This window comes from Nocardia sp. NPDC006982 (assembly GCF_042869435.1).
In the GTDB taxonomy this organism is placed as follows: Bacteria; Actinomycetota; Actinomycetes; order Mycobacteriales; family Mycobacteriaceae; genus Nocardia.
The window spans coordinates 1-21553 of record NZ_JBIAFV010000040.1; the positions used below are offsets into that span (position 1 = coordinate 1).

Annotated in this window: 26 protein-coding genes; 13 read left to right on the top strand and 13 right to left on the bottom strand. The window is 66.0% G+C overall.

The features are described 5' to 3' along the window. Nucleotides 1-113: 113 nt before the first annotated feature. Nucleotides 114-1238, bottom strand: a complete 1125-nt coding sequence (locus ACFYOW_RS47760) for a DUF3152 domain-containing protein (protein WP_387298551.1) — start codon at nt 1236-1238, stop codon at nt 114-116. A 319-nt stretch (nt 1239-1557) separates the two neighbouring features. Here ACFYOW_RS47760 and ACFYOW_RS47765 point away from each other — a divergent pair, with 319 nt between their 5' ends. After that, nucleotides 1558-2223, top strand: a complete 666-nt coding sequence (locus ACFYOW_RS47765) for a TetR/AcrR family transcriptional regulator (RefSeq protein ID WP_063041158.1) — start codon at nt 1558-1560, stop codon at nt 2221-2223. A 74-nt stretch (nt 2224-2297) separates the two neighbouring features. On the opposite strand, the gene ACFYOW_RS47770 is transcribed toward ACFYOW_RS47765, so the two are convergent. After that, entirely contained in the window at nt 2298-2525 is a 228-nt protein-coding gene (locus ACFYOW_RS47770) for a DUF3107 domain-containing protein (protein ID WP_062984284.1), read from the bottom strand. 101 nt (nt 2526-2626) lie between these two features. Continuing rightward, a complete protein-coding gene (locus tag ACFYOW_RS47775) occupies nt 2627-3175 on the bottom strand; it encodes a YceI family protein (RefSeq protein WP_387298554.1) in 549 nt (182 codons plus the stop codon). 102 nt (nt 3176-3277) lie between these two features. Here ACFYOW_RS47775 and ACFYOW_RS47780 point away from each other — a divergent pair, with 102 nt between their 5' ends. Further along, the gene (locus ACFYOW_RS47780; RefSeq protein ID WP_387298556.1) at nt 3278-4108 is read left to right on the top strand and encodes a helix-turn-helix transcriptional regulator; all 831 of its coding nucleotides are present in this window, start codon (nt 3278-3280) and stop codon (nt 4106-4108) included. On the opposite strand, the gene ACFYOW_RS47785 is transcribed toward ACFYOW_RS47780, so the two are convergent. The 3 genes from ACFYOW_RS47785 to ACFYOW_RS47795 form a co-directional block, all read right to left on the bottom strand. Next, on the bottom strand, nt 4109-4801 hold the full coding sequence (locus ACFYOW_RS47785) for a ferritin-like fold-containing protein (RefSeq protein WP_387298558.1): 693 nt from the start codon (nt 4799-4801) through the stop codon (nt 4109-4111). A 92-nt stretch (nt 4802-4893) separates the two neighbouring features. Continuing rightward, the gene (locus ACFYOW_RS47790; protein WP_387298560.1) at nt 4894-5949 is read right to left on the bottom strand and encodes an alpha/beta fold hydrolase; all 1056 of its coding nucleotides are present in this window, start codon (nt 5947-5949) and stop codon (nt 4894-4896) included. A gap of 70 nt (nt 5950-6019) precedes the next feature. Continuing rightward, nucleotides 6020-6877, bottom strand: coding sequence for a hypothetical protein (locus tag ACFYOW_RS47795; protein WP_387298562.1), 858 nt, complete (start codon nt 6875-6877; stop codon nt 6020-6022). A gap of 378 nt (nt 6878-7255) precedes the next feature. Here ACFYOW_RS47795 and ACFYOW_RS47800 point away from each other — a divergent pair, with 378 nt between their 5' ends. The 5 genes from ACFYOW_RS47800 (at nt 7256) to nfi (ending at nt 12482) form a co-directional block, all read left to right on the top strand. Then, nucleotides 7256-9001: a DEAD/DEAH box helicase gene (locus ACFYOW_RS47800; RefSeq protein WP_387298587.1), complete on the top strand. Its 1746-nt coding sequence runs from the start codon at nt 7256-7258 to the stop codon at nt 8999-9001. 327 nt (nt 9002-9328) lie between these two features. Beyond that, nucleotides 9329-10567, top strand: a complete 1239-nt coding sequence (locus ACFYOW_RS47805) for a hypothetical protein (protein ID WP_387298563.1) — start codon at nt 9329-9331, stop codon at nt 10565-10567. Between the two features lie 130 nt (nt 10568-10697). Then, nucleotides 10698-11309, top strand: coding sequence for an acid phosphatase (locus ACFYOW_RS47810; RefSeq protein WP_387298565.1), 612 nt, complete (start codon nt 10698-10700; stop codon nt 11307-11309). After that, on the top strand, nt 11306-11797 hold the full coding sequence (locus ACFYOW_RS47815) for a GNAT family N-acetyltransferase (RefSeq protein ID WP_387298567.1): 492 nt from the start codon (nt 11306-11308) through the stop codon (nt 11795-11797). The genes ACFYOW_RS47810 and ACFYOW_RS47815 overlap by 4 nt, the downstream gene beginning before the upstream one ends. Nucleotides 11798-11801: 4 nt before the next feature. Beyond that, complete coding sequence (nfi, locus tag ACFYOW_RS47820; protein ID WP_387298569.1) at nt 11802-12482, top strand: deoxyribonuclease V; 681 nt, start codon at nt 11802-11804, stop codon at nt 12480-12482. Between the two features lie 6 nt (nt 12483-12488). On the opposite strand, the gene ACFYOW_RS47825 is transcribed toward nfi, so the two are convergent. Next, on the bottom strand, nt 12489-12920 hold the full coding sequence (locus tag ACFYOW_RS47825) for a hypothetical protein (RefSeq protein ID WP_387298571.1): 432 nt from the start codon (nt 12918-12920) through the stop codon (nt 12489-12491). 67 nt (nt 12921-12987) lie between these two features. On the opposite strand from ACFYOW_RS47825, the gene ACFYOW_RS47830 reads away from it, so the two are divergent. Next, nucleotides 12988-13932: a diacylglycerol kinase family protein gene (locus ACFYOW_RS47830; protein WP_364482367.1), complete on the top strand. Its 945-nt coding sequence runs from the start codon at nt 12988-12990 to the stop codon at nt 13930-13932. Between the two features lie 250 nt (nt 13933-14182). After that, nucleotides 14183-14437, top strand: a complete 255-nt coding sequence (locus ACFYOW_RS47835) for a WhiB family transcriptional regulator (RefSeq protein WP_011211115.1) — start codon at nt 14183-14185, stop codon at nt 14435-14437. 195 nt (nt 14438-14632) lie between these two features. Here the strand turns inward: ACFYOW_RS47835 and ACFYOW_RS47840 are convergent, their stop codons facing one another. Together ACFYOW_RS47840 and ACFYOW_RS47845 are read right to left on the bottom strand one after the other, a co-directional pair. Further along, nucleotides 14633-16147, bottom strand: a complete 1515-nt coding sequence (locus tag ACFYOW_RS47840; RefSeq protein WP_387298573.1) for a sensor histidine kinase — start codon at nt 16145-16147, stop codon at nt 14633-14635. A gap of 23 nt (nt 16148-16170) precedes the next feature. Further along, on the bottom strand, nt 16171-16386 hold the full coding sequence (locus ACFYOW_RS47845) for a biotin/lipoyl-binding carrier protein (RefSeq protein WP_040694864.1): 216 nt from the start codon (nt 16384-16386) through the stop codon (nt 16171-16173). Nucleotides 16387-16476: 90 nt separating this feature from the next. On the opposite strand from ACFYOW_RS47845, the gene ACFYOW_RS47850 reads away from it, so the two are divergent. Then, the gene (locus tag ACFYOW_RS47850; protein WP_095887907.1) at nt 16477-16551 is read left to right on the top strand and encodes a 50S ribosomal protein bL37; all 75 of its coding nucleotides are present in this window, start codon (nt 16477-16479) and stop codon (nt 16549-16551) included. A 71-nt stretch (nt 16552-16622) separates the two neighbouring features. On the opposite strand, the gene rsrA is transcribed toward ACFYOW_RS47850, so the two are convergent. Continuing rightward, on the bottom strand, nt 16623-16883 hold the full coding sequence (gene rsrA, locus ACFYOW_RS47855) for a mycothiol system anti-sigma-R factor (protein WP_040694865.1): 261 nt from the start codon (nt 16881-16883) through the stop codon (nt 16623-16625). Between the two features lie 20 nt (nt 16884-16903). After that, nucleotides 16904-17545, bottom strand: coding sequence for a sigma-70 family RNA polymerase sigma factor (locus ACFYOW_RS47860; RefSeq protein WP_387298575.1), 642 nt, complete (start codon nt 17543-17545; stop codon nt 16904-16906). A 323-nt stretch (nt 17546-17868) separates the two neighbouring features. Here ACFYOW_RS47860 and ybaK point away from each other — a divergent pair, with 323 nt between their 5' ends. Both ybaK and ACFYOW_RS47870 read left to right on the top strand, forming a co-directional pair. Next, nucleotides 17869-18363 (top strand): Cys-tRNA(Pro) deacylase, encoded by a 495-nt coding sequence (gene ybaK, locus ACFYOW_RS47865; RefSeq protein ID WP_387298577.1) that lies wholly within the window; start codon nt 17869-17871, stop codon nt 18361-18363. Between the two features lie 74 nt (nt 18364-18437). Next, nucleotides 18438-18797 carry a hypothetical protein gene (locus ACFYOW_RS47870; protein ID WP_387298579.1) on the top strand — a complete coding sequence of 120 codons (360 nt, stop codon included), beginning with the start codon at nt 18438-18440 and terminating at the stop codon, nt 18795-18797. Between the two features lie 24 nt (nt 18798-18821). Here the strand turns inward: ACFYOW_RS47870 and ACFYOW_RS47875 are convergent, their stop codons facing one another. Continuing rightward, complete coding sequence (locus ACFYOW_RS47875; protein ID WP_387298581.1) at nt 18822-19613, bottom strand: SOS response-associated peptidase; 792 nt, start codon at nt 19611-19613, stop codon at nt 18822-18824. Between the two features lie 93 nt (nt 19614-19706). On the opposite strand from ACFYOW_RS47875, the gene ACFYOW_RS47880 reads away from it, so the two are divergent. Then, nucleotides 19707-21254, top strand: a complete 1548-nt coding sequence (locus tag ACFYOW_RS47880; protein WP_387298583.1) for an aldehyde dehydrogenase family protein — start codon at nt 19707-19709, stop codon at nt 21252-21254. A 65-nt stretch (nt 21255-21319) separates the two neighbouring features. Here ACFYOW_RS47880 and ACFYOW_RS47885 read toward each other — a convergent pair. Then, a partial coding sequence (locus tag ACFYOW_RS47885; protein ID WP_387298585.1) for a hypothetical protein occupies nt 21320-21553 on the bottom strand: 234 nt, incomplete at its 5' end.

Genomic DNA, 21553 nt, shown 5'->3' on the forward strand with positions numbered 1-21553 from the left:
CGTCTCGCGTCCGAGCCGTCGAAGCGCATGCGACGAAGTCGCGAGTCTCGACGGCTCGGACGCGAGACACCAGGGGGCCGCGAACACGCCGCGCCGCAGGCGCGGCCAATAACTCAGCCGCGGGGATAGGGCCAGGGATTGAAGCGGCAGCGCTTACCGTCCATGGGGACCACACCGTCGGGATCGAGGGCGGCGATGTCGTTGTTCTTGGTGCCGAAGGTCTGCTGCATCATCACCGGCGCGAGCCCGCCGTCGGTCTCGCACGGCTGATGCTGGTGGTAACCGATGGCATGGCCGACCTCATGGTTGACCTGGTACTGCCGATAGGAACCGATATCGCCCTCGAAGGCCAGCGCACCGCGCACCCAGCGCACCTCCGAAAGCACCACTCGCCGCAGATCGGCATTGAAGCAGGAGGAGTCGATCGGAATGTCGAAACCGCAGGCCTTGCGCGAGGATTCGCGGGAAGCGAGCGAAATGCGGAAGTCCGGTTCGCCGTGATCGATGCGCCGGAAGGCGAATTTGGTGTCGTGCGCCCAACTCTTGGGATTGCCAAGGGTGCTGTCGACCAATTTGGCCACGGATTCGTCCCCGCCGAATCCGGAAGTGTCCACGCCGTCCTCGATTTCGACGGTGTATTTGAACTGGAACTCCGATCCGGTGCCCACCTGCGCGGTGGTCCCCGGCACCACACGCCATGTGCCCGTACCGGTTTCGGTGAACGGTCCGCCGTCGGGCAGCGCTCCGGTCGGCAGATTCGTCGGGAAGTGGCCGTCGCCGGGCGGTGCGCCGATGATTCCCGCGGATGCCGCACGCGGGCTCAATCGTCCGAATCCCGGTGCCCCACCTGGCATATTCGCCGGATCCGTGCCCCCGCGCACCGCGTCCACGATCACCAGCACGGTCACCACGAAAAGTACGGGAAGTGCGTAAGCACGCCAACCATAGGTCCGGATGAAACGACCGACCGCGCTCTGTTTCTTGGTATCGCGCTCGGGTCTCGGTGCGCGGGAACGACTCTCGTCGGGTGCGGTGGGATCCCAGCGGGCCCGCAGCGGTTGATAGGAACGGTCGACCATTGGTTCGCGTAAGCCGAGCGGGTCATAGACCTCGACGCCATTCTCATCCTTCGGCGGCGAACCGGATCTCCATTCGATCTCACCCTCGGCGCCGTCCCGGGCAGCGACACCGTTTCGGGTGGCTGCCCCCGTACGCACCTCGGGGCCTGGCCTTTCCACAGAGCCCGAGACTACGGAACCGGACGCGGTGGAGCCAGCCCGGCGATACGCACTGCGTCCGGCGCCGGAGGGTCTTTCCGGTCGGTCGGTCACGTCAACCAGCGTCTCACAGGGCGCAATACCCCCACCCGAGCAGTTCTCCACGCCTGATGCCGACCATTTCGAGCGACCTGCAAGCAGTCGCTAGCGGTGCGATATATCTCACCGAGTGGACTGCATCTGCGGCCCCGATCGGCAGACGAGATACAAACGGGTATCGTTCATGGGATACCCGGTGTACACCCCAATTTGCCGGGGCATCGACTGGGAGAGCCGAAAAATGACTGACCTCGTGGACCGGATGACGTCCCGCAAAACGTCCTCCGATGCCATGGCGCCGACCAAGCGCGGTACCCGGCTTCCGCGCGACGAGCGTCGTCAACAGCTACTCGCGGCTGCCAGTGAGGTGTTCGTCCAGCGCGGCTACCACGCCGCGGGTATGGACGAGATCTCGCAGTGCGCAGGAGTGAGCAAGCCGGTGCTCTATCAGCACTTCGCCAGCAAGCTCGAGCTCTACTTGGCGGTGCTGCAGAACTACGTCGACATGCTGGTGTCGAGTGTGCGCCAGGCGCTGCGTTCGACCACCGACAACCGGCAGCGCGTGCGCGCCGCGGTACAGGCCTACTTCGATTTCGTCGACAACGAAATGCAGGGCTTCCGACTGGTTTTCGAATCCGATCTGATCAGCGAGCCACAGGTGCAGCGCCGGGTCGAGCAGGCCACCGAGGCCTGCGTGGACGCGGTCTTCGACCTGGTCGCCCACGATTCCGGTCTGGACCCCTACCGGGCCAGGATCCTCGCGGTCGGACTGGTCGGCACCAGCCAGTTCACCGCACGGTACTGGCTCGAGGCGGATCGGCCGATTCCGAAGGAAGAGGCAGTCGACACCACCGTCGCGCTGGCATGGGGCGGTCTGTCGCACGTGCCGCTGCATCCGATCCACTGATCGAGCATCGAGGCAGCAGAGCCCCCGCACTCACCCGAGTGCGGGGGCTCTCGTCTGTTGCGTGGCGGTTCGGCTCAGACCGCCGCGAAGCCGACGCGACCGCCGGTGGCGGCGCCGATCTCGACGTAGGCGACCTTCGAGGCCTGGATCAGGAACTTGCGGCCCTTCTCGTCGGTGAGTGCGACGACGCCGCCCTCGCCGCTCAGCGCACCGGACACCAGCGCCTCGACCTCGTCCGGGGTCTGCCCGCTGTTGATGACGAGTTCGCGCGGGCTATCCGAAATACCGATCTTGACCTCCACGGCCAACCTCCGAACCTAGAGTCCTGTGTGCTGTCGAAATCAAGGCTAATGCAGCACCCCGAAGCCGGTAGCACGCCCGTCTGCGCTCAGAGCGAAAAATGCTACTTGGGCTCGATGAGCTGGATTTCCAGCTCGACCTTGACGGTATCGCTGAGCATGCCGGGCAGCGGGCCGCCGACGCCGAAGTCGGTGCGCTTGATGGTGCCGCTCGCGGAGAAGCCCGCATGCCGGTCGCCGGTTCCGGCGAATACCTGGACGCCGCCCCACTCGACATCGAGGGTGACCGGCTTGGTGATCCCGCCGAGCGTGGCCTCGCCCTCGACCTCGAACGATTCGGCGATCTGGACCGGCTCGACGGCACGGAAGCTCAGGGTGGGGCGGTTGGCGACATCGAGGAAGTCGGCGGTGCGGACGTGGTTGTCGCGATCGGCGTTGCCGGTGTCGAAGGAGTCGAGGTAGATGGTGGCGCCGAGGGTGGCGAAACCGTTGTCGTCGACGACGAACTCGGTCTCGAACTTGTTGAAGCGGCCGCGGACCTTGGAGATGCCGAGGTGGCGGATGGTGAACTCGACCTGAGAATGCATCGCGTCCAGGGCCCAGGAACCTGGGGTGAGCGTGGCGGCGGTGGTGGATTCAGCGGAAGATGTCATGCCATAGACCATGACCGGACCGTGGTCCGTTAGCCAGACCGCCGTTATCCTGGACCCGTCAGGGCGCGGATAACCATCCCAGGACGGGGCACGATGAAACGTATGGCACCCAATCCCTTCGCGGAATACCTCATCGCGCGCCGCGCCCAGTTGCGGCCGACGGATGTGGGACTTCCCGGGGGCGGTCGCCGCCGTACCCCGGGACTGCGCCGCGAAGAGGTCGCGGTGCGCGCCGGGGTGAGCGCCGACTATCTGGCCCGGCTCGAGCAGGGCCGCGATACCAATCCGTCGCCCGCGGTCATCGATGCGCTCGCGCAGGCGCTGCTGATCGAGGGTAAGGACCGTCACCACTTCGGTTGGCTCGCCGTCACTTCGACCAACAAATCCCGCTGTCCCACCACCGAAGCCGTCGAAGAGCAGCCGACGCCCGCGATCGAGACCATTCTGCGCGCACTGCATCCCACCCCGGCCTTCGTGATCGGGCGGCGGCTCAATGTGCTCGGCTGGAATCCGGCCTGGGAGGACATCGCGAAACCCGTTGGGCTGCTCGACAATCCAGAGGTCGTGAATCTGGCCTGGTTCACCTTCGCGCATTCGCGCGCCAAGCAGATGCTGCGGAACTGGGACGAGGTGGCCGATATCTTCTCGGCCGCACTGCGCGGCGCGACGATCCGCTGGCCGGGCGAGAATCGCCTACTCGAGCTGATCGACGCGCTGCTCGCCTATCCGGAGTTCGAAAGCCGTTGGCAGCCACAACATATCGACGACCTGGTCTCGGGCACGATGCGGTTCGATCACCCGGAGTACGGCCATATCGATATCCCGTTCGAGGCACTGAACGCCGATAAGGACCAGTGCATCGTCGTCTGGCTCACCGACCAGGCGCAGGCGCAATCGCCCGGCCTGCGACTGGTCCGCGCGGTCAACGAGTAATCAGATTCCCAGGACGGCCATGCGTTCGGCGTGGCTGGCCTGCATGCGCTCGAACAGCGCGGCAATGCCGTTGAGGTCACCGGTCGCGGCGAGCACCAGTTCGGTGAGTTCATCGCGCTGAGCCATGACGTACTGCGCCTGGGTGATCGCCTCACCGAGCAGCCGCCGACCCCACAGCGTCAGCCGGTCGCGCTCGGAGCGGCTCGTCGCGACCGCGCGGCGCACCTCCTCCACCACGAATTCGGAGTGGCTGGTCTCGGCGAGCACATCCCGGACCACGGCGGCGACCTCGGGAGACAGGGCGCCGGCGATCTCGGTGTAGAAGTCGGCGGCGATGCCATCACCAACGTAGAACTTCACCATCGACTCGAGCCAGGTCGAGGGATCGGTGGAGTCGTGGTAGGCGTCCAGGGCGCGCACGAACGGCGCCATCGCGTCGAAGATATCCACACCGCGCTCGGCCAGCGCGGACTCCAGGGTTTCGAAGTGCCGCATCTCGGCGGCGGCCATCTTCGCGACGGCAACCTTGCCACGCAGCGTCGGCGACAGCTTGGCCTCCTCGGCCAGCCGGTAGAACGCGGAGATCTCACCGTAGGCGAGCACCGCGAACAGGTCGATCACGCCCGTTTCGTCGGCGGAAATGAACGAGCCGGACAACGAAACCCCTACCGCTGCAGGTGACTGTGCTCCCATGTCGACACAGCCTAGTCCCGGTCTGTTACGTGACACCGTCATCCCGTTACATGTCGCCGTCATCCCGACGAACATCGGGAGCGTCGCGTTGTTCAGGACAGCTCGGACAGGAACTTGTCGAGATAGGTCCACGTGGTGTCGCGCGCGGTTTCTCCGGTGAGGATGCCGAGGTGGCTACCGGGTGCGGTTTCGTAGCGAACGGACTGCGCGCCGGTGAGGATGCGCTGTCCGGCGGCCACCGCGGCGGCGGGGGTGATGACATCGGCGGGTCCACCGACCAGCAGTACCGGGGCGGTCACGTCGACCAATTCGATGCGACGCTTGCCGAGTTTCACGACACCGCGGCCGATGTCGTTGTTCAAGATCAGGCGGCCCCACAGCTGGCCGTAGAAGCGGCCGGGATAGCCGGGCATCTCGGACATGAATCGGTCGATGGACTCCATCTTGGCCAGGGTTTCGGTGCGCGCGATATTGCTCGCGACGAACCATGGACGGGTGAGTTCGCGGTCCCATGCGGTCACCTTGTAGGCGATTCTGGTCAGCGTGGCCGGAATGCCGCCCGCCGCACGCACCGCCGTCGAGGTGGCGATGCCGCCGGTCAGCTTGGCCACCGCGCGCACCTGCGGAATGCCGGTCATCTTGTCGTAGTCCAGCGGCGAGCCGACCGCCGTGATGGAGCGGATCGGCAGTTCGGGGTGGGCCGCCGCGGTCAGCAGTGCGAGGGTGCCCCCGATGGACCAGCCGACCAGATCGACCGGACGGCCGTCGCGATCGGCGGAGGTGCGCAGGATCGACTCGGGCAGGATCTCGTCGATCCAGGTCTCGAAGCCCATCCGCCGGTCGGCGAAGCTGATCTCGCCGTAGTCGACGACGTAGGGCGCCCGGCCCGTCTCCAGCAGGAATCGGGCCAGGCTCTGATCCGGACGCAGATCGAAGCAGCTCGCGGGTGCGGCCAGCGGCGGCACCAGCAGCACCGCCGAATCCGTTGCGGCAGCGGCGGATCCGGTACCCTCGAAGCGACGCAGCAGCCGATGCGGTTCGTCCCACAGCACCGTCGACGGGGCGGGATCGGGCGCCTCGACGCCCCGGCCGAAGGTCAGCGCCCAGGCATTGCGCGCCGCGATGGTGACGGTGTCGGTGAAACTCACCTCAAGAATGTCTCACATCCCGTTACCGGCGGTAACAGGCAACTCCGATTTGTGGGCAATCGTGCACCGCTCAACCCCGCGTCATGCCGATCGGATTGAGCGGCGGCACCACGCTCTCCTGAACACGCTTCGCCAACGGTTCGAGCAAGTAGGTCAGCTCGGCGATGGCGTCTTGCGACAGCGCCGCCAGTGCGCCGTTCCAGGCGGCCTCGTCGGTGTCGGCCTCCACTCGTTCGAGCAATTCGGCGCCGGAACCGGTCAACTCCGGACTGATCGGCTCCCCCACGATCAAACCCCTGGCACGCAACTCGTCGGCGATATCGGACCATTCCCGCTCCGACCAGCCGCGCGCGGGCCGCATCACCGATTCGGGCGACTTACCGGCCGCCACCTGCAGCACCAGCGCCTGCGACCCGGACAGACCGTGGGCGACCAGGGCCGCCACATGTCCGTCGCCGCGATGTTCGCGCAGCGTGGTCGTGAGCTGCCACAGCGCGGCCACCGGATCGGCCGACAGCGGCAATTCCGCATTCGCCGCATACAGCGGGCGGCCGGTCGGATCGGCCGTGCGCGCCACCGGTTCGAGCAATTCAGCGGCACGGGCGCAATCGGCGTCACCCGCTCCGGCCCCGCGCAACAATCCGACCGAAAAGGCGAGCCGGGCCTGCAGACATGCCTCCGGCGTCGCACGTGCCCAGGCATCCGGCACCGCCTTGGCCACCATGTCCGCATGGAATCCGGCGAAGGTCGCCAGTACCGCACCCGCGCCCACCGCCCCGAGTGGCGCGGCCCGGAACGCGAAGTAGGTCTGCCGGAATCCGCGCAGTCCGAGCGCAACTCCGGCCTGCTTGACGTCCGCGCCGAAATACACGACATCGTGGATGGGTTCAAGAGTGTGCCAGATTCGACGCGCCAGATGAATTGCCATGTGGCGCAGCGTACGTCGACGGTCGATGCAAGGAAACCGCGCATTTTGTCCGGAATTACCGCCACCGACTGTTACGTCGAATTCGAGCCGTGCACAATATCACGCTACAATCTCTGCGGACAACGGAAATTTTCGTCCGTCGAGTCGACGGATCGTACGGTCGCCCGAGTGTCGCCGACGAGGTTTTCGAAGTCCGAGAATATGTGCGCGCACCAGATCCGCATCACCCTTGCGCCGCGCCGATGTCTTCCGAGGTCAGCCGTCGAAACGACGAGCTCCCGCAGACATCATGGCAGTGGCCGAGGTGAGTATCACAGGCGGATATGTGGTTGTCGCGGGCCGGCCGGTCCGCCCCACACCTCGTGCGCGCGTGACGCGATAACGAGGAAAGGCACGAACCTGAGCAAGATCACTGTCGAACAGGAACCTGGTCTGGCGGATACGCTACTGACCGCCGAACTGGACGAAACCCACACCGCTCCGACATTCGCCGAATTGGGGGTTCGCGATGAAATCGTGCGAGCACTCGGCGAGATCGGAATCGAACGCACATTCGCAATTCAGGAACTGACCCTGCCACTGGCACTCGCCGGTGAAGATCTGATCGGTCAGGCCCGCACGGGTATGGGTAAGACCTTCGGATTCGGTGTGCCGCTGCTGCACCGGATCGCCACCGCCGACACCGGGACCACCCCGCTCGACGGCACCCCGCGGGCACTGATCATCGTGCCGACGCGTGAACTCTGCATCCAGGTCACCAAGGATCTGGAGAACGCGAGCAAGTACCTGAAGAACCACCAGGGCCAGCTGCGCGTGCTCTCGATCTACGGCGGCCGCCCGTACGAGTCCCAGATCGCCGCGCTGCGCTCCGGTGTGGACGTCGTCGTCGGTACGCCCGGCCGACTCATGGATCTGGCCGATCAGGGCCATCTGATCCTCGGCAAGATAGGCGTGCTCGTACTGGACGAGGCCGACGAAATGCTGGACCTGGGCTTCCTACCCGATATCGAACGCATTCTCGGCATGGTTCCGACGCAGCGTCAGACCATGCTCTTCTCGGCCACCATGCCGGGCCCGATCATCACCCTGGCCCGGACCTTCCTGACCAGGCCGACGCATATCCGCGCCGAGGAACCGCACGATTCCGCCGTGCACGATCTGACCGCGCAGTTCGTCTACCGTGCGCACGCATTGGACAAGAGCGAACTGGTCGCCAAGGTGCTGCAGGCCGAGAGCCGGGGCGCGACCATGATCTTCACCCGGACCAAGCGCACCGCGCAAAAGGTCGCCGACGATCTGGCCGACCGCGGTTTCGCCGTCGGCGCGGTACACGGTGACCTCGGGCAGATCGCTCGGGAGAAGGCGCTCAGCAAGTTCCGCAAGGGCGCCATCAATGTGCTGGTCGCGACCGATGTCGCGGCGCGCGGCATCGATATCGACGATGTCACCCACGTCATCAACTACCAGTGCCCGGAGGACGAGAAGACCTACGTGCACCGGATCGGGCGCACCGGCCGGGCCGGCCGCACCGGTGTCGCCGTGACGCTGATCGACTGGGACGAACTGAACCGCTGGGCGGCCATCGACACGGCCCTCGGTCTCGGCATCCCGGACCCGGTCGAAACGTATTCGCGGTCCCCGCATCTATTCTCCGACCTCGGCATTCCAGAGGGTGTCACCGGCACCATCCGCAAGCCGAAGCCGGTCCACGACGAGGAAGCCGAGGTTGTCGAGCGCCCCGCCCGCACACCGCGCAAGCGCAATCGTCGCCGCACCCGCGCGGGTCAGCCGATCGACGGCGAAACCAACGGCACCGAAACCGACGAAGCCGAAACCGATACCGCCGCAGCCTCGCTCGACGAGGCGACCGACGACGAGACGGCGGATAAGCCCGCGCGTCGCCGTCGTCGCCGCCGCAGGTCCGCCGGTGCCACCGAAGACGGCACCGAGAACGGCACCGAGCCGAATGACAACGCGGACGTGACCACCGAGGCGGACTCGGACAGCGATGCCGATGACGCCGAAACCACCGAACAGCCCGCGCGCCGTCGACGCCGTCGGCGCAAGCCCGCTGGCGAATCGGCCGCGGAAACCGCTCCCGAAACGGTCACCGCCTCGGCGTAGCCGATACGCAGGCGCGTCTGTCATGGACAGGCGCGCCTGACCGTCAGCCGCCGGCCGCGGATGCATCGGGCGATACACAGTCGCAGATGAGCGACAACGGGTCGTCGATACGCAGGCGCGTCTGTCATGGACAGGCGCGCCTGTAGCGTCTCAGCGGCCCGAGCGCAGATGCGAGTGCGTCGCCGATGCACTGTCGCAGGCGAGCGTCGAACACGGAAATATCGGCAGGTAAGCGCCTTTGAACGGATCGGCGGCCGGCATCGGTCGGCGGATGCCCGCAGTGAGACCGATCGCATCCCCCGGGCGACACGTTGTAGTCTCGCAAACGTGCTCGCACCCGAGCGGCGAACGCGCGCCGACATCATCTCCGCAGTCGCGATCGCCGTGGTCGTGGTGATCGCGGCGGCGGTGGTGTGGGCGCGCAGTGATGCCAGGGGCACCGAATCGGTGACGGCGGAACATCCGGTTTCCACTCCCGCGGCCGCCGATCAGGTTCCGACGAGCCTGCGCGAGCTGTGGCATGCGCCGGACCCCGCGGCGAACCGGGCGCTGGTTGCCGCGGGCACGGTCGTGACAGGCGCGGATGGCACGGTCACCGGACACGATCCGCGTACCGGTGCGCAAGTGTGGCACTACCGGCGCGACCTACCCCTGTGCGGTGTGGAGTCGCAGTTCGGCACGGTGATCGCGGTGTACAAGGATCAGCGCGGCTGCAGCCAGGCCACGCTGCTGGCCGGTGAGGACGGTTCCCGCCGGACCGCGCGCAGCAGCTATATGGATCCGACCGTGCAGCTATCGGTCGACGGCACCTATGTGCTGGCCCAGGGCCCGCGGCGGCTGGAGATGTGGCGCTCGGATCTGGTGCGCACCCTCGAATACGGTTACGTCGACGCACCCGTGAACGTGAAAACCCAACCGCGCAAGGGCTGCAAGTTGATCTCGTCGAGTTCGAGCTCCACCCGGCTCGCCGTCCTCGAACGCTGCCCCGAAGATCCGTCCAACCGGCTGAGCGTGCTCAATCCGGCGCCGAAGGACAATACGGTGCCCGAGGAGTACGGCTCGCATGTGCTCAACGGATCCGGTGCGGACTCTCCCGACGGGCGTGTAATCGCGGTGTCCGACAACCGAATCGTGCTCTACCTGCCGGGTACGCCCGCGACCGCGACCGCCGAGGCGATTTCGCCGCGGCTTGAGGTCTTCGACGGCACCGGGAATGCGCTTGTGGTGCACCAACTTTCCGCACCGCTGAGCGATAAGACGACAACCACTCGGATCAGCTCGCTGTTCCTGGTATTCACCGGCAACAGCCTGATCGCCTTGAACGCCGGCACTTTCGATCCGATCTGGGCCGCCCCCGGCGCACTCGGCAGTCCCGTCTTCATGGCCGGCCGACTACTCGTGCCGGTCGATGGCGCCATCGCGGTCCTCGATCCCACTTCGGGCACCGAGGTGTCGCGCATTCCGGTTGCCCGCCCCGGCTACGACGGCTCGCCCATCTCGCTCGCCGTCCTCGGCACAACCGTGCTGGAAAGACGTGGAGCCGAGATGTTCGCACTGGGCTCGTGATTACTGATTTAGTAGGAACATGGGTAACTCATCGGGAACGCCCAAAAACCCGGCGGCACCTACTGCCGGCCCGGCAAATGACTATCGAGGCACCGACGACCGGCAAAAGATTCGGGGCGGCGGACTAGCCATGTCCGCACGCGACGACGCCCGACTGGTCCTGCTCCGACACGGCGAAACCACCTGGTCCAGCCAGCGGCGCCACACCGGCCGCACCGATCTGCCGCTCACCGAGCGCGGTGAGGAGCAGGCTCGCGCCGCGGGCGGGCTGCTCGGCGAGCTGAAGCTGCGCGACCCGCTGGTGCTCACCAGCCCGCGTCAACGCGCTCTCCGCACGGCGGCGCTCGCGGGGCTGACCGAGATCGTCGTCGACGACGATCTGGCCGAATGGGATTACGGCGACTACGAGGGGCAGACCTCCGTGGAGATCCGTGCGCACGATCCCGGCTGGACCATCTGGACCGGAGTTGTCCCGGGTGGCGAGACTGCCGCACAGGTCAGCGCGCGCGCCGATCGGGTGCTGGCATCGGTCGAACCCGCACTGCCGGACCGGGATATCGTGCTGGTCGGCCACGGTCATTTCTCCCGGGCGCTGATTGCCCGCTGGGCCGAACTCGATATCCGGGAGGGGCGGCGCTTCGCCATGTCGACCGCCGCGATCACCGTGCTCGGTTACGAACACGACGACCGAACCATCCTGGCGCACAACCTAGTTCCCGCAAATCATGGAGCCGCACTATGACCCGCATCGGCCAGATCCGCCGCGCCACCCCCGCCGACGTACCCGCCATGGTTGGGCTGGTCGAGGATCTCGCCGAGTACGAGAAGTCCCGCGCGGAGTGCACGCTCACCGCCGAGCAACTCGACACCGCACTGTTCGGGCCGTCGCCCGCGGTTTTCGCCCATGTCGTCGAAGACGAAACCGGTGTGGTCGGCTGCGCGATCTGGTTCCTGAACTACTCCACCTGGACCGGCGTACACGGCATCTACCTGGAGGACCTGTACGTCAAACCGGAGACCCGCGGCAAGGGCTACGGCAAGGCGCTGCTGGCCGCCCTCGCCGAGGAGGCCGCCGCCAAGGGCTACAGCCGGGTCGACTGGGCCGTGCTGACCTGGAATACGCCGGCCATCGAGTTCTACAAATCCATCGACGCCAAACCGCAGGACGAATGGGTCGGCTACCGGCTCACCGGCGCGGCCATCGAGAAGCTCGCCGCCGAAGCCTGGTGAACGAGTGAGGGTTACCGCACCGACCGATTGGCCGACCACCGCGGACGAGGCCATGGCGATCCAGGATGCGTTACGGCCATTGGTGATTACGACCGACCCGCATCCACCGCAATTCCGCACCGTCGCCGGACTCGACTCCGCCTACGACGACGAAACCGCGATCGCCGCCGCGGCTGCCGTCGTATTGAACAGTGCCACACTGGATCCCGTCGAAACTGCGGTAGCGCACGGCTCGGTCACCTTCCCTTACGTGCCGGGCCTGCTGTCCTTCCGCGAACTGCCGATAACCCTCACCGCACTCGAAAAGCTGGGTACCACACCGGATCTGCTGATCTGCGACGGCCAGGGACTCGCACATCCGCGCCGCTTCGGCTTGGCCTGCCACGTCGGAATCCTCACGGGCACACCGACGATCGGCGTAGCCAAGACACCGTGGGGCGAATACGCCGAGCCCGGTCCGGAGCGCGGCGCAGTCAGTGATATCGCGATGGACGGCGAAGTCGTCGGGCGCGCGCTACGTACGCGGCGCGGCGTCAAACCGGTCTTCGTCTCGGTCGGTCATCTCATCGACCTGGACACCGCATGCACCCAGGTGCTCGCGCTGACCCCGCACTACCGTCAGCCGGAAACAACCCGCCGGGCCGATCACCTGTGCCGTCAGGCACTGTGCGCCGCCACCGCCTGATCCCGGCTACTTCGATTCCGGTTCGATCCCGTACACCTCGGCCATCCAGCGATTCGACGCGGGCGCGAACAAGAACACCAGCGCGCCCACCACGACCAGGCCGAGCAGCGCGCCGAGCAGCGGCTGATGCGAATCGGTCAGCAGCGACCAGGTCACCGGAAGCAGCAGCACCTGTGCGATCACGGCGATGGCACGCCCCCATCGGTGCCCCAGAAAAAGTCCGATCCCGGCCGCGAGTACCGCGCCGCCGAGAATCCCGAACCACGCGGCAGTGCCGTATCCGCTCGCGGCGCTCTGATCGTGTCCGAGCAGGCCACGCACGATCAGCACGATCGCCACGACCACGGCCACCGCCCCCTCCAGCGCGACCAATCCGCCCGCACCGCGCACCGTCGCGGGCACACCCGCCGAAACCTCGTCTTTGCCGCTGTCCGCCACGTGGCCAAGCCTAGAACGCACTCGGCGGCTTTTCGGACCGGGCCGTGCGCCGATTAGGCTGCCGAAGGTGCGGACGTTGCTGATCGTGAATCCGAATGCCACCTCGACTACGCCGGCGACGCGGGACCTGCTGGCGCACGCGTTGGAGAGCCGGACTCAGCTGACCGTCGCGCATACCCAGCACCGCGGCCACGCGGCGGAATTGGCGCAGTGGGCAGCAACCAACGAGATGGACCTGATCGTCGTGCACGGCGGCGATGGGACGGTCAACGAGACCATCAACGGCTATCTGCCGCTGCCCCAGGTCGACGACGGACAGGCCTGGCTGCCGCGCCTCGGCGTGATTCCGGGCGGCTCGGCGAATGTGTTCGCGCGCGCCCTCGGCATCTCCCCGGATCCGGTGACCGCAACCAACCAGCTCATCGATCTGCTCACCCTCGACCACGACCGCAAGATCGGGCTCGGCCTCGCCGATGACCGCTGGTTCGGCTTCAGCGCGGGTGTCGGCCTCGACGCCGATGTCTGTGAAGCGATCGACAACAGCCGCGCCAACGGCCATGCCGCCACCCCCGGTCGCTACGTTCGCACCACTGTCCGACAGTTTTTCAAGTCGAAGCGCAAGGAGCCCAGCGTCCGGATCGAGATCCCAGGATTCGACCCCATCAGTGAGGTCCATTACGCCTTCGTAACGAACGCCAGTCCGTGGACCTACCTGAACGCCACCCCGGTGCACACCAACCCGGGCACGGCCTTCGAAACCGGTCTCGGCGTGTTTGCCGTGCGGTCGATGTCGGTGGTCTCCACCCTGCTGCTCGCCAGGCAGCTTCTCGCGGCCAACGGAAATCCCAAGTCCCGCAACCTATTTCGCGAGGACGATGTGCCGTCCGTGCACATCGAGGCCAGCGAACCGATCGGCCTGCAAATCGATGGCGACTTTATCGGAAAACGCAACATGGTGGATTTCACAGCCGTGCCCGACGTGCTCGAGGTCGTCGCTCCCCGCCCGAAATGAGCACGAAACGCGCGAAAAAACTCGGTGTTGTGCTGCGAAAACCGGGTAGAGCGAGTACAAAGGACCGGGCAGGTTCCCCAAGGGGTTCCTTGAGAGCGTGAGCTTCCCCACGGTGCACCGGATACCTATTGACATCTACGGTGTTCGTGAAAGCATTCACAAGCAACCGTGCGGAAACATTCGAGTCGCACAAGTGAACGATCCACAAACCGTAGGCGCCCTTTGCGGCGCCCAGCAAAGGAGCAGAGGAATGGACTGGCGCCACAAGGCCATCTGTCGCGATGAGGACCCCGAGCTGTTCTTCCCGGTGGGTAACAGTGGTCCGGCGCTCGCGCAGATTGCCGATGCCAAGCTGGTCTGCGCTCGCTGCCCCGTTACCGCTGACTGCCTGTCCTGGGCCCTGAAGTCCGGGCAGGATGCCGGCGTGTGGGGCGGTATGAGCGAGGACGAGCGTCGGGCGCTCAAGCGTCGCAACGCCCGCACGCGCACCCGCACCGTCGTCTAGTAGGACGACCAGCGTTACCGGACCCCTCAGCCCGGCCCGGTAACGCAGTCAAGCCCGGCACTCAGGTGCCGGGCTATTTTGTGCCTGTGTCTAATTGCGGCGCCCGCGGCGCCGCGTGTTCGCTCGTAAGACTCGCTCCGTTGTGGTCAGCTATGCATAGAAGCTGAGTCTTATTGCTTGCCAGGCGAATTCGACTCAGCGTCCGGAGCGGCGGCCCAATGGGACTCGCAGCACAGCGTCGGTGCCGATATCGGCACCTGGGTGTAAACCGATGGAGCCGCCGAGTTCGGCAGTGACCAGAGTGCGCACGATCTGCAGGCCCAGGCGGTCGGAGGATTCCAGGCTGAAACCCGGCGGCAGGCCGCGGCCGTCATCGCTGATGATCACGTCCAGCCAGCGCGCCGAACGCTCGGAACGGATTGTCACCGTGCCGTTTTCGCCGGAATCGAAGGCGTGCTCGATGGCGTTCTGCACCAGTTCGGTGAGCACCATCACCAGCGGGGTGGCACGTTCGGCGGAGAACACGCCGAGCGAACCCGCCCGGCGCACTTTGATTCTCGCGGTGTGCACGGTCGCGACATCGGCCATGATCGGCAGCAGCCGGTCCACGACTTCATCGAGATCGACCTCTTCATCCACCGACATCGACAGCATCTCGTGCACCGAGGCGATCGAGGTGACCCGGCGCACCGATTCGGTCAGCGCGACCTGCGCCTCCTCGTTCTCGGTGCGGCGCGCCTGCAACCGCAGCAGCGCGGCGACGGTCTGCAGATTGTTCTTCACCCGGTGGTGGATCTCACGGATGGTCGCGTCCTTGCTGAGCAGCGCGCGGTCGCGGCGCTTGACCTCGGTGACGTCGCGGACCAGCACCGCGGCCCCGGCCAGTTCCCCGTGCGGGCGCAGCACCAGGGTGCGCAGCAGGACGGTGGCGCCGCGCGCCTCGACCTCCATGCGACGCCCGGTACGTCCAGCCAGGGCGGCCTGGATATCACCGACGACCTCCTGAGCGTCGAACGGATCGGTGATCAGCGACCGGGTGGTGACGGCCAGATCCTGACCGGCCAGATCCGCCTGCAGCCCCATCCGGTGATACGCCGACAGCGCGTTCGGGCTGGCGTAGACGACGATGCCCTCGGTATCGAGCCGGATGAAGCCGTCGCCCGCACGCGGACTGGAGTGCGTCGCGGCGCGGTCCTCGGTGGTCGGGAAGGTGCCGTCGGCGATCATCTGGCACAGATCGTCGGCGCAGGCGACATAGGCGATCTCCAGCGTGCTGCGCACGCGCGAGCGCTGCAGATCGGTATCGCGGCTGAGCACCGCGATGACATCGTCGCCGCAGCGCACCGGAATGGCCTCGCGGATGGCGTGCACCGGATGCGGATGATAGACGCCCTCGGCCTCGACATCGCTGTCCGCGCGCACGATCTTGCCGGTCATCAACGCGTCGAATACCTGCGGATGATCGGAATGCAATGCGGTTCCGCCGACCCGATCCTCCGGATGGACGGTGGGCGCGGTCGTGGGGCGACACTGTGCGACGCAGACGATATCGGCGCCGTCGGCGATCGGTCCCGCACCGACCCACAGCAGCAGATCCGCGAAGGACAGATCGGCGAGCAGCTGCCAATCGCCGACCACCCGCTGCAGATGGTCCACGGCGACGCCAGGTAGGTCGGTGTGTTCGGCCAGCAGCTCACTCAGTGTCGCCATTTTCGATCTACCCGCTTCAGAAGTTAAGAGATGACGGCGATCAGGTGCCCGGCCTTGATCGCATCGCCCTCTTTGACGCCGATCGAGGTCACCGTGCCACCGCTCTCGGCGAGCACCGGGATCTCCATTTTCATCGACTCGAGTATCACCAGGGTGTCGCCCTCGTGCACCTCGTCACCCTCGGCAACGACAACCTGCTGCACGACCGACACCAGCTCCGAGAGCACTTCCTCCGCCATGACACCTCATCCACTCGTTCGCCCGTATCCGCTGAAGCTACAGCCAACCACACATGAAACAATGGCCTTCAATCAGAAGGGAGACTACCTATGGGTAAGCGTGGTCGTAAGAAGCGCAGCCGCAAGGGAAGCGCGGCCAACCACGGCAAGCGTCCCAACGCCTGAGCCGTAACAGACGAAAAACACCGAGGGCCATGATCTTCCGTAGGCACTCGGTGTTTTTTCTGTTTCCGGAACTACTCGGTGGTCTCGACCCGCGTGACCGTGACGGATCGGCGGATTTCCAGGCTCAGCCGATCGCGCAGTGAATCCGGCGCCCGATCGCCGCCGCACTTGCGGCTCAGCAGGCTCTTGACCTTCTCCTCGATGCCGTAGGCCTCGATGCACGGTGAGCAGTGATCCATGTGATGCTGCAGCCGGGCCCGGGTGGCATCGTCACATTCACCGTCGAGCATGAGCCAGACGTCGGCGAGCACAGCCGTGCAGTCCAACTCCATATCGGGGTCACGCTCCGTACTCACTGCTTGACCTCCTGGCGTTCCGCGCCGTTGCGGTTGAATCCACGCTCGCGCGCCACATCGGCGAGCAATCCTTTGAGCTGCTTGCGGCCGCGATGCAGCCGGGACATCACCGTACCGATGGGGGTGCCCATGATGTCGGCGATTTCCTTATATGGGAAACCCTCGACATCCGCGTAGTACACCGCCATCCGGAATTCCTCCGGCAGCTCCTGCAGCGCGGCCTTGATGTCGTCGTCCGGCAGCGCGTCCAGGGCCTCCACCTCGGCCGAACGCAGCCCGGTCGAAGTGTGCTCGGCGGTGGCGGCGAGCTGCCAGTCGGTGATCTCGTCGGTCGGATACTGCGCGGGCTGGCGCTGCTTCTTGCGGTAGGAGTTGATGTAGGTGTTGGTCAGGATCCGGTAGAGCCAGGCACGCAGATTGGTGCCCTCCTTGAAGGATTTGAAGCCCTGGAACGCCTTGACGTAGGTCTCCTGCACCAAATCCTCGGCATCGGCCGGATTCCGGGTCATGCGCAGCGCGGCACCGTAGAGCTGGTCGAGCAGCGGGAGCGCATCGCGCTCGAATCGCTGCACCAGCTCGGTATCGTCGACCGTGGCGCCGACCGCACCGTCGGTCACCCCGTCATCGTCGCTCGTCACACCAATCCCTTCGATCGCCGTACCTGCCAAATCTACAGGCGTGACCAGATCGAGTGAGAACTGAGAGTCCCCTGCGGCACTCTCGACGCGCCCGGAGGTGGTAACGGAGCGTAACCACGTAAGGCGCCGGGAGCGCCGCGAATCGGACACCTGCGACGTCACGGGGCGTTCTTCGAGCAGAACCGGCACCGACCTCTCCTTCACGTCGTACAACCGCCGAGCGGCTTCCGTATCGCATGCAACATGTCCGCGCTCGACTGTGTTCCCATAGCGAACTGCCCGCACCGAAAAACGCGTTGCGGACCGCCATTAGGGTGACCGGCATGGCAGGAGCCTCCACCCCGGCGATCCGCACCCTGGCCAAGGCCGGTGTGGCCCACCGCGTGCACGCGTACAAGCACGATCCGCGTGCCGACTCCTACGGCACCGAGGCGGTCGACGCACTCGCCACCGAGGTCGGGGTGACGGCGGCGCAGATCTTCAAAACGCTGGTGATCGAATTGTCGACCGGCGCGCTCGCGGTCGCCGTGCTACCGGTGCCGAATACCTTGTCGCTCAAGGCGGCTGCCGCGGCGCTCGGTGCGCCCAAGGCGGCCATGGCGGATAAGGCGAAGGCCGAGCGAATCACCGGTTACGTACTCGGCGGCATCTCCCCGCTGGGCCAGCGCAAGCTGCTGCCCACCGTGGTCGATGCCTCGGCATTGGCCTGGGACCGCATGTTTTGCAGCGCGGGACGGCGCGGATTGGAGATCGAATTGGCACCGGCGGACCTGGTCCGACTCACCGATGCAGTAACCGCACCAGTCACATCCGTATAAATCCGCACCACGTCAGCAACATTTGTGCGTTACTGAACGGGCCCAGATCGTCCGACTCGAGGATGTGATGCGAAATGTCCGCGCGCCAGCGATTGTGCAGCACCGTGATCGTCACTCTGTTCGGAGTTCTCCTGTTCACCAACGGCCCGGTCGCGCTGCTAGCGCCCACGGCCACCGCCGCACCTGGCAGCCCCCTGGTGATCGAGGTCAACGATTTCCCGTTCGACGAGCATGTCGTTGACGACGGGTCGAAGAAGAACAACAACCCGACGAAGGATGAGAAGGCCGACAAGGCCGAGAAGTTGGGCGGCGGCGTCGCAGGCAAGGTCATCGACCTGGGCGGCGGCGTGGCTCGCAAAGTCATCGACCTGGGCGGCGGTATCGCCAAGTGCGTGCTGAATATCGTGACGAACAGCGTGAAGTGCCAGCTCTGAGTCGATGAACGGCTGGCCGGGCGATCACAGCAAGCTGATCTGCCCGGCCTTTTCCGTACCGGCCCGAGAGTCCAACGGCGCCAGCAACTCCGGACCGTTATTGCGAACACTGTTGACCAGCGACGAGACCGGACGCGCCACAATGCCCGCCACCGATTCCTCGGTCGGCGTCTCGAGCAGTGTGGCCGGCGCCGGATGATCCGGATCCAGCCAGGCCGCCCAATTCTCTTGTGGCATGGGCAGTGGCATCCGATCGTGGATGCGGGTGAGCTCGCCGACGGCGTCGGTGGTCAGGATGGTGCACGACAGCAGCGGTTCGCTCTCCTGTAGCGAACGGTCCCGCCACACCGACCACAATCCGGCCATATACAGCCGTGAGCCATCGGCATTCGCCATGAAGTACGGATGTTTCGCGACCTTGCCCTTGGCCCCGGCATCCGGTTCGACCAACCACTCGTACCAGCCGTCCATCGGAACCAGACAGCGGCGATACTTCACCGCATCGCGGAACGACGGCGTGGTCGCGGCCTTGTCGGCGCGGGCATTGAACAGCGGTTTGCCCTTGACCGGCACGCCGGGTTCGGCGGCCTTGGTCCAGACCGGGATCAGGCCCCAGCGCATCCGCCGCACGCGCAACTTGGGGTCGTCGTCGGGGTGGCCGTGCTCATGGCGCTCCACCACGGTCAGCACCTGGGTGGTCGGTGCCACGTTGTAGTTGGCGGAACCGCCGTTGTCGGCGGTCGGCGTCTCGTCGATGGCGTCCAGTTCGGCGGCGAGCCGACCGGGATCGGTAGTTGTCGCATATCTGCCGCACATATCTCGATACTTGCACGCGGCGCCGACAGACTCGGGAAGAATTGACGGGAGGGGTGACCTGGTGAGAGTTGTGGCATAGCATCATCTCAGAGAATGGTCGTTAACTTATCTCGGCAAGAGGAGAGACCAACCGTGACAACCATCGAGACCACCCCAGCGGCGCCACAGACGGCGCTGACATCGGTCGATCCGGCCACCGGAGAGGTCATCGCCACCCATACCATCGCGGATGCGGACGCAGTGCGCGCCGCCGTCGCCAAGGCCCGTACCGCCGCCGCCACCTGGGGCGCACTGAGCTTCGACGAGCGGCGCAAACATCTGCTGCGCTGGTCGAGCCAGTTGGTCGCGGACTCCGCGGAGTTCACCGCGCTCATCCACCAGGAGAACGGCAAACCACTCGACGACGCGTTCCTGGAGTTGATGCTCGCGCTCGAGCACATCGCCTGGGCGGCCAAGAACGCCAAGAAGGTGCTGTCGCCGAAGAAGATCTCCCCCGGCGCGTTGATGGCGAACTTCTCCGCGCGATTGGAGCAGCGTCCGCTCGGTGTCATCGGCGTGATCGGTCCGTGGAACTATCCGGTCTACACCCCGAACGGCTCCATCGCCTACGCCCTGGCCGCAGGCAACACCGTCGTCTTCAAGCCGAGCGAATTCTCCACCGGCATCGGCAATTTCCTCTCCGACGCGTTCAAGAAGGCCAATCCGGAGCTGCCCGAAGGCGTCTTCGAGACGGTCAATGGTTACGGCGCGACCGGCGCAGCGCTGGTTCAGGCGGGGGTGGACAAGATCGCGTTCACCGGCTCCACCGCGACCGGCAAGAAGATCATGGCCGCGGCCGCCGAATCGCTGACTCCGGTGCTGCTGGAATGCGGCGGTAAGGATGCGGTGATCGTCGCGGGCGATGCGGATGTAAAGGCGGCGGCCGATGCGGTCGCCTGGGGCGCCACCGCCAACAGTGGCCAGACCTGCGCCGGTGTGGAGCGGGTTTACGTGGACCGTTCGGTGCGCGACGAATTCGTCGCCGAGGTCGAGCGCATTCTGAAGGACATCAAGCCGGGCTCGGACGCCGATGCTTCCTACGGTCCGATGACCATGCCCAGCCAGATCGATATCGTGCGTCGCCATATCGATGACGCGCTGAAGAACGGCGGCACCGCGGTGCTCGGCGGGCCGGAGTCGGTCAAGGGTCCGTTCATCGAGCCGGTCGTGCTGGTCGATGTGGACGAGAACTCCGAGGCAGTGGCCGAGGAGACCTTCGGCCCGACCGTCACCATTCGCACGGTGGACGGCGTCGACGAAGCGGTCGAGCTGGCGAACAAGTCCAAGTACGGGCTGTCCTCGGCGGTCTACTCGAAGAAGAACGGCCTGGAGATCGCGCGCAGGCTGCGCGTCGGCGCGACCTCGGTGAACTCCGTACTCGCCTTCGCCGCCATCGCGGGGCTGCCCTTCGGCGGTGTCGGCGATTCCGGAATCGGGCGCATCCACGGCGAGCCCGGCCTGCGCGAATTCGCCCGGCCGCATTCGATCGCGGTGCAGCGCTTCGCGATTCCCGGCATGGCACTGCTCAGCTACTCGCGGACCCAGTCCACCATGAAGCTGCTACGTCGCATGGTCCCGATCCTGCACGGACGCCACAAGTAGGTTTGCCCTGGGCTCGCACGTCGCGGGCGAGCCCATGCACCCTGCCGAACACCGAGAAGCGAGTCTTACGAGCGACCGTTCGCGGCCCGTCTCGCCTCCGAGCCGTCGAAGCGCATGCGACGCAGGCACGGCATCCGGCAGGCGTGCACCAGGTGCCGAACGTCCCGCCCCGTCAACCACCACGGAGCGAGTCTTACGAGCGAGGAGTTCGCGGCCCGTCTCGCGTCCGAGCCGTCGAAGCGCATGCGACGCAGGCGCGCGTGGCGCCGGCGCGGGCGCGCGGCCCCCCGGGGGCGCGG

What these genes read in the sequence shown, in the direction of transcription:
- ACFYOW_RS47765 (WP_063041158.1), top strand. Translation starts at nt 1,558, where the DNA reads ATGACTGACCTCGTGGACCGGATGACGTCCCGCAAAACGTCCTCCGAT.
- ACFYOW_RS47775 (WP_387298554.1), bottom strand. Translation starts at nt 3,175, where the DNA reads ATGACATCTTCCGCTGAATCCACCACCGCCGCCACGCTCACCCCAGGT.
- ACFYOW_RS47780 (WP_387298556.1), top strand. Translation starts at nt 3,278, where the DNA reads ATGGCACCCAATCCCTTCGCGGAATACCTCATCGCGCGCCGCGCCCAG.
- ACFYOW_RS47785 (WP_387298558.1), bottom strand. Translation starts at nt 4,801, where the DNA reads ATGGGAGCACAGTCACCTGCAGCGGTAGGGGTTTCGTTGTCCGGCTCG.
- ACFYOW_RS47795 (WP_387298562.1), bottom strand. Translation starts at nt 6,877, where the DNA reads ATGGCAATTCATCTGGCGCGTCGAATCTGGCACACTCTTGAACCCATC.
- ACFYOW_RS47810 (WP_387298565.1), top strand. Translation starts at nt 10,698, where the DNA reads ATGTCCGCACGCGACGACGCCCGACTGGTCCTGCTCCGACACGGCGAA.
- ACFYOW_RS47815 (WP_387298567.1), top strand. Translation starts at nt 11,306, where the DNA reads ATGACCCGCATCGGCCAGATCCGCCGCGCCACCCCCGCCGACGTACCC.
- ACFYOW_RS47835 (WP_011211115.1), top strand. Translation starts at nt 14,183, where the DNA reads ATGGACTGGCGCCACAAGGCCATCTGTCGCGATGAGGACCCCGAGCTG.
- ACFYOW_RS47840 (WP_387298573.1), bottom strand. Translation starts at nt 16,147, where the DNA reads ATGGCGACACTGAGTGAGCTGCTGGCCGAACACACCGACCTACCTGGC.
- ACFYOW_RS47845 (WP_040694864.1), bottom strand. Translation starts at nt 16,386, where the DNA reads ATGGCGGAGGAAGTGCTCTCGGAGCTGGTGTCGGTCGTGCAGCAGGTT.
- rsrA (WP_040694865.1), bottom strand. Translation starts at nt 16,883, where the DNA reads ATGGAGTTGGACTGCACGGCTGTGCTCGCCGACGTCTGGCTCATGCTC.
- ybaK (WP_387298577.1), top strand. Translation starts at nt 17,869, where the DNA reads ATGGCAGGAGCCTCCACCCCGGCGATCCGCACCCTGGCCAAGGCCGGT.
- ACFYOW_RS47870 (WP_387298579.1), top strand. Translation starts at nt 18,438, where the DNA reads ATGTCCGCGCGCCAGCGATTGTGCAGCACCGTGATCGTCACTCTGTTC.
- ACFYOW_RS47875 (WP_387298581.1), bottom strand. Translation starts at nt 19,613, where the DNA reads ATGTGCGGCAGATATGCGACAACTACCGATCCCGGTCGGCTCGCCGCC.
- ACFYOW_RS47880 (WP_387298583.1), top strand. Translation starts at nt 19,707, where the DNA reads ATGGTCGTTAACTTATCTCGGCAAGAGGAGAGACCAACCGTGACAACC.